This is a genomic window from Yersinia sp. 1252 StPb PI, assembly GCF_048593885.1.
Taxonomy (GTDB): domain Bacteria; phylum Pseudomonadota; class Gammaproteobacteria; order Enterobacterales; family Enterobacteriaceae; genus Yersinia; species Yersinia enterocolitica_E.
Genome location: NZ_JAZGQE010000201.1, coordinates 1 through 7,904 on the forward strand (window position 1 = coordinate 1; position 7,904 = coordinate 7,904).

The following is a 7,904-nucleotide window of genomic DNA, read 5'->3' on the forward strand; positions in this document are numbered from 1 at the left end:
ATAATCTATAAAATCCAATTAATCGTACAGACTGATACGACAGCAATGATTCTGGCGCGAACCGGCAGTCAACCTACCTGTTGTTTGAAAGATGGCGGATATTCATTGACATAAGGTCTTGCCATGCCTCAACTTGTTAATCTTGAGCTAGGATTATTGAAGTGACCAGTATTTTGCAGGGTTATAAAACCGTGAGGATGCGCTAATGACAACTTCAACACCGAAACAAACCGCGCAAGATAAGCGCCTGACTGACGGCCCAGACTGGACATTTGAATTGTTGCAGGTCTATCTGGACCAAATAGACCGGGTGGCAAAACATTACCGGCTAGATACTTACCCCCACCAGATAGAGGTTATTACCTCCGAACAGATGATGGATGCCTATTCAAGTATCGGTATGCCTATCAACTATACCCATTGGTCTTTTGGTAAGAAATTTATCGAAACCGAGCAAAAATATAAGCACGGTCAGCAAGGATTAGCCTACGAGATTGTGATTAACTCCAATCCCTGCATCGCTTATTTAATGGAAGAAAATACCATTACCATGCAAGCCTTAGTGATGGCTCACGCCTGCTATGGACATAACTCTTTCTTTAAGAATAATTACTTATTTCGAGCCTGGACCGATGCCAGTTCGATAGTGGATTATTTGTTGTTTGCTCGTCATTACATCAGTGAATGCGAGGAACGCTATGGGGTGGAAGAAGTAGAGCGGCTACTCGACTCCTGTCATGCCCTGATGAATTATGGGGTGGACCGCTATAAACGCCCGCAAAAGATCTCTTTAGTGGAGGAAACCGCCCGGCAGAAAAGCCGCGAGGAGTATCTGCAAAGTCAGGTCAACTCGTTGTGGAAAACCCTACCGCGCAAGGATCGAGGGGAAGTCCAAGCCCAGGCTCAACGCTACCCCAGTGAACCGCAGGAGAACCTGCTCTATTTCATGGAGAAAAATGCTCCGCTGCTGGAGTCATGGCAACGAGAAGTGCTGCGAATAGTCCGCAAAGTCAGCCAATATTTTTACCCACAAAAACAGACACAAGTGATGAATGAAGGTTGGGCCACCTTCTGGCATTACACCATTCTTAACCATCTGTACGATGAGGGTAAGGTCACTGACCGCTTTATGATGGAGTTCTTGCACAGCCACACCAACGTTGTGTATCAACCGCCGTATAACAGCCCTTATTACAACGGTATTAACCCGTATGCCCTTGGCTTTGCCATGTTCCAAGATATCAAGCGTATTTGCCAATCACCGACGGAGGAGGACTATTATTGGTTCCCGGATATCGCCGGTAAAGATTGGTTGGATACGTTGCATTTTGCCATGCGCGACTTTAAGGATGAAAGCTTCATCAGCCAGTTCTTATCACCGAAAGTAATGCGTGACTTCCGGCTATTCACCGTGCTGGATGATGATAAGCATAACTATCTGGAGATTTCAGCCATTCATAATGAAGAAGGTTATCGGGCTATACGTAATGAATTGTCTGCTCAATATAACTTGAGTAATCACGAACCAAACATTCAGGTATGGAACGTTGATTTGCGCGGAGACCGCTCCCTGACCCTGCGCTATATTCCTCATGATCGGGCACCACTGGATAAAAGCCGTCAGCAAGTGATGAAACATATTCACCGGCTATGGGGGTTTGATATTCATATGGAACAACTGAATGACGATGGCTCGATTGAGCTACTCGACAGCGTGCCGCCAAGAGCCAATAAGCTCTAGCACAGGGCAGACGAGGTGGATAACCGCGCGAGCTATTGCGCTACATCTTGCCATGAAAAAGGGGCATTTAATGCCCCTTTTGCGTTGCAATTTTACGCGATATTCGCCTAACGGCGTGCTTCGGCCAAATCACTTGGCATCGTGCCCTGCATGCTGTGCCAAATAGCACCACTCTCTTTACCGTATGCTCTCAGACACTCTGACACCTGATCATGGGCTTTTTCATCACACAGCGCTGACAGTTTGCTGTAGAAAGTCAGTGCCAGTTTACGGGCTTCAGGATTCGAGAAATAGTAACGCCCAACCCGGGTATAAAGCCCTTTCATCCCATTTAGGATCAACCCATAAATAGGGTTACCCGAAGCAAAAGCCAAACCACGGAAAATACCGTAATCCAGTGCGGTGAAAGCCTCGGCGTGATCATCAACCGTTTGAGCTTGTGCCAGGATTTCTTGTGCTTTCTCTGGATGATTACGGATTGCCGTGCGAACGAAGATGGTAGCGATATTTGTTCTGACTGCCAGTAAGTTGTCTATCAATTGTGGCACGCTGTCGTGGTCAAGCCGCGCCAGTGTTTCCAGAATATTAAGACCAGACGTTTCCCAAAAATTGTTTACTTTCGTCGGTTTACCATGCTGAATAGTGAGCCAGCCATCGCGGGCTAAGCGTTGTAACACTTCACGCAATGTAGTGCGAGTCACTCCAATCAGCTCTGAAAGTTCACGCTCCGCGGGCAAAATAGTGCCTGGAGGGAAGCGATTATTCCAAATACTTTCAATAATATACTCTTCCGCGAAACCGGCAGGACTTTGCGCCTTTATAACCATATTTTTGACGTTCCGTAGCGATACATATCAGCAATTTAGTGTGCTCATCATACCAGACGACGCTATCGTGACATAGCATCAGGATCGAACAAATGGTGAAAGTAGTCATAAAGTTGCAAAAATTGCGCAGATGGAATGATGTACAGATTATACCAATTGCTTTTAGAGCAATGACGTAACGTAAAATGTAACTTTAGGCAGTAATTGCACCATAATAATTTTAATAAGGAGACTGTAACTCACAATGGATATGACCATTAGACAAGCTGTACTCAAGAATTTTCTCGGGAATTCACCTGATTGGTACAAGCTGGCAATTATCGGGTTTCTCATTATTAACCCACTGGTATTCTTTTTTGTCAGCCCATTTATTGCAGGCTGGATGTTGGTGGTCGAATTTATCTTTACACTGGCTATGGCGCTAAAATGTTACCCACTGCAACCGGGGGGTTTATTGGCCATTCAAGCCGTCGCCATCGGTATGACCAGCCCGCATCAGGTGGCAGAAGAAATTGCTAATAATCTGGAAGTGCTGCTGTTGTTGGTGTTTATGGTGGCAGGTATCTATTTCATGAAGCAGTTATTACTGTTTGTATTTACCAAACTGCTGCTGAACATTCGCTCAAAAATCGTTCTTTCATTAGCCTTCTGTGTCGCCTCTGCCTTCCTTTCGGCATTCCTTGATGCCTTAACTGTAATTGCCGTGGTTATCAGTGTTTCTGTTGGTTTTTATACTATCTATCATCATGTTGCATCAAACCATAGCGATAAAGATATCACCGACGACAGTTGGATCGATAATCAGGAAAATCGTAAAACCTTGGAGCAATTCCGCGCTTTCCTGCGTAGCCTAATGATGCATGCGGGTGTGGGTACTGCGCTGGGTGGCGTAATGACCATGGTTGGCGAGCCGCAGAACCTGATTATCGCTAAGAGTGCCGGTTGGAACTTTACCGACTTCTTTATTCGCATGCTGCCCGTGACGTTACCCGTCTTGTGTTGCGGATTATTGGTTTGTCTGCTGGTAGAACGTTTTAAACTGTTTGGTTATGGTGCACAGCTTCCCGAGCGCGTTCGTCAGGTTTTGACTGACTATGATCAACAAGCCAGTGCGAAACGGAGCAAGCAAGAGAAAGTGAAGCTTCTGATCCAGGCCCTGATCGGTGTTTGGTTGGTGCTCGCATTGGCGCTGCATTTAGCCGAGGTAGGCTTAGTCGGATTATCGGTGATTATTCTCGCTACCTCCCTCTGCGGAATTACCAATGAACATGCACTGGGTAAGGCATTTCAGGAGGCATTGCCTTTTACTGCCCTACTCACGGTGTTTTTTGCCGTGGTTGCCGTCATTATTGAGCAGAGCCTCTTCTCACCGATTATTCAGTTTGTTTTACAATCTTCACCATCAGCACAGTTATCACTGTTTTATCTGTTTAATGGCTTACTCTCTTCGGTATCCGACAATGTCTTTGTCGGCACCGTATACATTAATGAGGCGCGGAAAGCATTTGAATTGGGCATTATCTCGCTGCAACAGTTCGAGTTGTTGGCCGTCGCCATCAATACCGGGACCAACCTGCCCTCTGTTGCCACACCGAATGGTCAGGCCGCTTTTTTGTTCCTGCTAACCTCCGCGCTGGCCCCTTTAATTCGTCTTTCTTATGGGCGCATGGTGTATATGGCACTCCCCTATACTATTGTGATGACCCTCGTCGGCCTGCTCGGCGTGGAGTATTTATTAGTTCCGGTGACGGAGTGGATGATGCAAAGTGGCTGGATAAGTTTGCCTCATCTGGCAGCCGGGGCTAGCATCACACATTGATCGCTTGCATTATAGTATCTGCCAGCCCTACACTTTTGGTCGCCGCGGGGGCTGTTATTAGCTTCGAGGGATTATGGGCTGGCAAAACAAACCAAATATCTCACCCAAAGTAAAATTCAGGCTTGTGATAACTTGTCACGCGCGAGAAAGAGCTGATTTTTGCCTAATTTTACCTTTGGGTGGCTGGCAGCAAAGATGAATTGGTTTACACTGCCGGTACAATTGCTTACTGCATGGAAAATAAAGATATGTTGCAATTCCTTAACCGCTGCTCTAAAGGGCGCGGTGCTTGGCTTTTAATGGCCCTGACTGCACTTGTACTAGAATTGGTTGCGCTCTATTTTCAACACGTGATGTTGTTACAGCCTTGCGTAATGTGTATTTATGAACGGGTCGCATTATTCGGTATTCTGGGGGCATCATTGCTGGGTGCCATTGCGCCTAAATCCCCTTTGCGCTATCTGGCTATTTTTATCTGGATCTACAGCGCCTGGCGCGGCATTCAGCTCGCCTGGGAACATACCATGCTGCAACTCCATCCTTCACCGTTCACCACCTGTGATTTCTTTGTCAGTTTCCCATCATGGTTGCCGCTAGATAAATGGTTCCCAGCTGTCTTCGTTGCCAGCGGTGATTGTGCAGTAAAACAGTGGGAATTCCTGTCGTTGGAAATGCCGCAGTGGTTGGTGGGTATCTTTGCTGCATACTTATTGATTGGCGTATTGGTGCTGATCAGCCAATTCGTTAAACCGAAAAGACGTGACCTGTTTAGTCGATAATTTTCATGCCTGTCGGTATAAATGGATCCCATTTTGCCAGGCCTTGATTGTTCCGGCATTGACGAGTAGTTACAGCGTTGTTTCGCATCCCCAGATAGAAGGTTATTTCAGCGTTGAGAACAGCCTCAACGCTGATTTTCTTCAGTAAGCTAACGAACAGGTTGGGGCCCTCAGGAGTTTTGAGATTTGACCTGTTCGTTAGCCAGGGTCTATAACTGTTTTGCGTCCATAGATTGACCTTCATTTGATGCTGAATTGAACATGTCAAAATCAGTCAATGACACAAATTTAGGTATAGGGTTTTATTTATGGTCCCAGATTTAATTAGTTTTTATCGCACCTGGCAGATATACATACTCTTTAAATGTATTCCATTCTACCGGCTTATTTTCGTTAACCAACTCGGCGCCGATCACTGTCTTTTTGCCTTTATGGTTAATCGTTACGCCATCTTTCCCGAAAATACCTGATGCTTCAGTGACGCCTTGTTTATCGGTACTGGTGCTGCTACCAGAGCCACCAAGCTCAACCATTTCATCTCCAACGAGATCAGTCGACCCCATATAGGATAGGTTGAACTTAAGACTATTTTTATCGATCTGTTCAAACTCTTTGACACTTTGAATGTTCAGATCGCCACCGGCATCAAGCTGCACCATATCGCTTGTTATTCTTGCTCCTTTCAGTTGCATATCTTTTTTGCTTTCCAATACAACACTTTTGCCAGTTATTTGGCTATTTTGGTGTTTAATAATCCATTGCTTATCTTTATCATTGTTAATATTAAAGCTGCCTCCTGTTAGTTTATGTTCTGCGCTACTACCTGTATTTGAGGCCGATGTTTTTGAGCCACTGGCACTGGCTGAAATAAAGAAGTCTATATTGTCTTTCGGGGCTTGGCTTTGTGCAGATTCTAACAATACACCACCATTAACTGCATTCATATTAAGCATCAAGGTATTAAGCTGTAACCCCTGAGCATAAATGGCCTCGTTATCGTCACTCTTCGCTCTCATAGCAACATCTCCGCGGCTGTAAATAGCAGCTCCCTGACTAAATAAAGTCGACTCATTAACCCTCTTTTTCTGAGCTGTGAAGCCGACAGCGCCGCCTGTTGTACTACTATCAGCAGAGCTGGAGCGACTTATGCCAAGCACCGCACTACCACCGGCTTTATCTTCGCGGGTTGCACTGTCAGAAACTGATGCTAACAGGCGGATCTGTCCCCCTGCGTTCAATTCAACATCGTTTACAGACGCATCCTGTTTGCCTAGTTGAGTACCGACCAGGATCAAATCGCCATTGTCCGCGGATAAATTCACATTCCCCCGAGTGTTAATGCTGCCTTTGATAGCATTGTTATAAAAACTCGTTCCTTGCTGTTGGTGACCAGCACCTTCAGCATCCACCCCCGTAGAACCCGCCTTCAAACCGATTTTTAAGCCACCTTTGCCATAGACTTCTGAGATGTTTTTATCGCCACTACTTGTGGCGTGATCGAAGTAAAGTTTATTACCAGCAGTAGCCACCACGTCTCCTGTGCCCCCGTCTATCTGTGTTGCTTGCAAGTAGCCATTATTAGCGGTCTGAATATTAACCCCTGACATAGACTGCAACACACTTGGTAGTGATTCCTGAGTGTAAAAATCGCTGATGCTAACCCCGCCTTCACCCTTTACAGAGATTTTTATATCTTTACCGGTGCTGGTTGCCACTCTCACGCCCCCCTGTGCGCTCTCTTTTTTCTCATCACCTTTGCCACTATTTACGGCTGATTTATTAAAGTAATCTGTAGCCGTAATATTTATTGATTCGCCACTCTTATATTGAGTACCTTCGTCAATGACGGTGTCGCCTGTTACTTTAATCTTCCCCTTTGCATAAATTGAAGTCACAAATGCTACAACACTTTCTGCGGATTTCTTGATTTTATGACCTTTTCCATTGATATCTACGCCTAAATTGGGTGCTTTCAAGTTGGGTAGAACTAGGCCATTTTCATCGACATTATTCTCGATTGCTTTTTTAAACGGTCGGATTATCCCGCTGTAGTCAATATTAAAACCAACACCACCAGAGGCATGTTTTTGTGTCGTACGTCCAATTGAACTATTGTTACTGGCAAGCTGATTTATATTGTTTCCTTTCGCAGAATATTCGCCCCCAGCCACATGTTGACTGCCTTGTTGAGTAATATCTCCCAAAGCATATAAGGATATATTACCCGCACTATTCAAACGAGAAACTATGCCAGTATCCGTAGCAAGATGGCTTTTTTCGTCATCATGGTTAAAACTCACTCCATTTCCGGCTTTATTTACACCACCGGTGTAATAAGCACCACCACTGGAAACCGTTTTTGTTTTATCAGAAATAGCGCTGTTTCTGGCCGCAAACACACCGATATCGTGGAGACTTCTCAGAGATATATCACCTTTGGTAGAGTTTAAGGTTGTACCATATAATTCTAAATTACCATCTCCTGACTCAATAGTGATCCACTCGGCGTTTATTGTGGCCACATTACGTTCTTTTTTTAAACTGACTTCAGTTTCTTTAGCATGCTTAATCATAAAACCAGCATTGTACTGTCCCTTACTTATCTCCTTTGTATAAAAATCAAAACTAAGGCGTGTTTTTTCCTCATCAATTTTCTGTTGTTGCATGGCCGCAGTAATGCTAACGCCAGCCCTGCTTTTAATATTAAAATTATCTTCAATATTAAATAGGCTACCATC

The 7,904-nt window shown here is 45.0% G+C and carries 5 protein-coding genes and 1 pseudogene; 3 read left to right on the plus strand and 3 right to left on the minus strand.

Translation table 11 applies throughout. The annotated features are described in order from the left end of the window. Positions 1-205 precede the first annotated feature (205 nt). Positions 206-1,741, plus strand: a complete 1,536-nt coding sequence (locus V2A85_RS20300) for a SpoVR family protein (protein ID WP_083158978.1) — start codon at positions 206-208, stop codon at positions 1,739-1,741. A gap of 107 nt (positions 1,742-1,848) precedes the next feature. On the opposite strand, the gene fadR is transcribed toward V2A85_RS20300, so the two are convergent. Beyond that, entirely contained in the window at positions 1,849-2,568 is a 720-nt protein-coding gene (gene fadR, locus V2A85_RS20305; protein ID WP_372558938.1) for a fatty acid metabolism transcriptional regulator FadR, read from the minus strand. Between the two features lie 244 nt (positions 2,569-2,812). Here fadR and nhaB point away from each other — a divergent pair, with 244 nt between their 5' ends. Continuing rightward, positions 2,813-4,387, plus strand: a complete 1,575-nt coding sequence (gene nhaB, locus V2A85_RS20310) for a sodium/proton antiporter NhaB (RefSeq protein ID WP_420072205.1) — start codon at positions 2,813-2,815, stop codon at positions 4,385-4,387. Positions 4,388-4,635: 248 nt separating this feature from the next. Next, positions 4,636-5,166, plus strand: a complete 531-nt coding sequence (gene dsbB, locus V2A85_RS20315; RefSeq protein ID WP_420072207.1) for a disulfide bond formation protein DsbB — start codon at positions 4,636-4,638, stop codon at positions 5,164-5,166. 76 nt (positions 5,167-5,242) lie between these two features. Here the strand turns inward: dsbB and V2A85_RS20320 are convergent. Together V2A85_RS20320 and V2A85_RS20325 are read right to left on the minus strand one after the other, a co-directional pair. After that, positions 5,243-5,372 (minus strand): annotated as a pseudogene (locus V2A85_RS20320) (IS256 family transposase); the annotation flags it as partial. A 114-nt stretch (positions 5,373-5,486) separates the two neighbouring features. Next, positions 5,487-7,904, minus strand: a 2,418-nt coding sequence (locus V2A85_RS20325) for a hemagglutinin repeat-containing protein (RefSeq protein ID WP_420072206.1), incomplete at its 5' end; no start/stop codon positions are given.